The following is a 2,444-nucleotide window of genomic DNA, read 5'->3' as shown; positions in this document are numbered from 1 at the left end:
TATGCGGCAAGGTTAAGGACCTTTAGGTCTGGAGCCGCAGGGAAACCGAGTCTGAATAGGGCGTTAAGTCGTATGCCGTAGACCCGAAACCGGGCGACCTACCCATGGGCAGGGTGAAGCGGAAGTAAAGTTCCGTGGAGGCCCGAACCGGTTGGCGTTGAAAAGCCATCGGATGACCTGTGGGTAGCGGTGAAATTCCAATCGAGCTCGGAGATAGCTGGTTCTCCCCGAAATAGCTTTAGGGCTAGCCTCAGGTTAGTGACATGGAGGTAGAGCACTGAATGGCCTAGGGGCCTTTCGGCTACCAAAGCCTATCAAACTCCGAATGCCATGTCATGTTGCCTGGGAGTCAGACTGCGGGAGATAAGTTTCGTAGTCGAAAGGGAAACAGCCCAGACCGTCAGCTAAGGTCCCTAAGTACAGGTTAAGTGGAAAAGGATGTGAGGCTACACAGACAACCAGGATGTTGGCTTAGAAGCAGCCATTCATTTAAAGAGTGCGTAATAGCTCACTGGTCGAGTGGCCTTGCGCCGAAAATGTCCGGGGCTCAAACCTGTCACCGAAGCTACGGAAAGTCGAGTGTTCAATAGTGTTTTCAAGATAAAAGGTATAAGGTAAGGACATTTTGACAAAAGCTACCGCTAAATAAGATTAAGGCTTTTGTCCAAATGATTAAAAGCTCAAACCTTAAGTTTTGAAGATAGCATTGAACACTTGGCTTTGGTAGGGGAGCATTCTGTACGGGTCGAAGCTGTACCGTAAGGAGCAGTGGACTGTACAGAAGAGAGAATGCTGGCATGAGTAGCGATAGGTGGGTGAGAATCCCACCCGTCGAAAGCCTAAGGTTTCCTGAGGAAGGCTCGTCCGCTCAGGGTTAGTCGGGACCTAAGCCGAGGCCGAAAGGCGTAGGCGATGGAAAACGGGTTGATATTCCCGTACCACCTATCTGCGTTTGAGAGATGGGGTGACGCAGGAGGATAGGCTGTGCGCACCGTTGGTTGAGTGCGTCCAAGTCTGTAGGGAGTTTCTGTAGGCAAATCCGCAGAAACAATCCTGAGAGACGATGGGGAGCGAAATTAAAGTAGCGAAGCAGCTGATTCCACACTGCCGAGAAAAGCCTCTATCGAGTAGATAGGTGCCCGTACCGCAAACCGACACAGGTAGGCAAGGCGAGAATCCTAAGACGATCGGGAGAACCCCTGTTAAGGAACTCGGCAAAATGACCCCGTAACTTCGGGAGAAGGGGTACCAGAAGAGGTGATGACCTTTACGGTCTAAGCTAATTCTGGTCGCAGTGACCAGGCCCAAGCGACTGTTTAGCAAAAACACAGGTCTCTGCTAAGTCGAAAGACGAAGTATAGGGGCTGACGCCTGCCCGGTGCTGGAAGGTTAAGGGGAAGTGTTAGCGTATGCGAAGCATTGAACCTAAGCCCCAGTAAACGGCGGCCGTAACTATAACGGTCCTAAGGTAGCGAAATTCCTTGTCGGGTAAGTTCCGACCCGCACGAAAGGCGCAACGACTTGGGCACTGTCTCAACAGGGGACCCGGTGAAATTGTAGTACTCGTGAAGATGCGAGTTACCCGCGGCAGGACGGAAAGACCCCGTGGAGCTTTACTGCAGGCTGACATTGAATTTCGGTATTACTTGTACAGGATAGGTGGGAGACTGAGAAACCGGGGCGCTAGCTTCGGTGGAGTCATCCTTGGGATACCACCCTGGTGATACTGGAATTCTAACCACAGGCCGTGAATCCGGTCTTGGGACACTGTCAGTCGGGCAGTTTGACTGGGGCGGTCGCCTCCTAAAAGGTAACGGAGGCGCTCAAAGGTTCCCTCAGCACGGTCGGAAATCGTGCGAAGAGTGTAAAGGCAGAAGGGAGCTTGACTGCGAGACATACAGGTCGAGCAGGAGCGAAAGCTGGACTTAGTGATCCGGTGGTTCCGAGTGGAAGGGCCATCGCTCAACGGATAAAAGCTACCCCGGGGATAACAGGCTTATCTCCCCCAAGAGTCCACATCGACGGGGAGGTTTGGCACCTCGATGTCGGCTCGTCTCATCCTGGGGCTGAAGTCGGTCCCAAGGGTTGGGCTGTTCGCCCATTAAAGAGGCACGCGAGCTGGGTTCAGAACGTCGTGAGACAGTTCGGTCCCTATCCGCCGTGGGCGTAGGAAATCTGAGGGGAGCTGTCCCTAGTACGAGAGGACCGGGACGGACAGACCTCTGGTGCACCAGTTGTTCCGCCAGGAGCACAGCTGGGTAGCCAAGTCTGGAAGGGATAAGCGCTGAAGGCATCTAAGCGCGAAGCCCACCTCAAGATAAGATTTCCCACCGTCAAGGGTAAGGCTCCAGATAGACTATCTGGTTGATAGGTCGCAGGTGTAAGGGCAGTAATGTCCTAAGCTTAGCGATACTAATAGGCCGAGGGCTTGACCAGATTCACAC

1 rRNA gene is annotated in these 2,444 nt (G+C 53.2%); it reads left to right on the top strand.

The window, feature by feature from the left end:
* Positions 1-2,436 (top strand): 23S ribosomal RNA (locus BET03_RS10735); the annotation flags it as partial.
* Between the last annotated feature and the right edge of the window lie 8 nt (positions 2,437-2,444).

The sequence above is a fragment of the Thermohalobacter berrensis genome, assembly GCF_003609645.1.
In the GTDB taxonomy this organism is placed as follows: domain Bacteria; phylum Bacillota; class Clostridia; order Tissierellales; family Thermohalobacteraceae; genus Thermohalobacter; species Thermohalobacter berrensis.
Note: the sequence above shows the minus strand (reverse complement) of the source record. Positions and strands in the feature narration are given on the sequence as shown.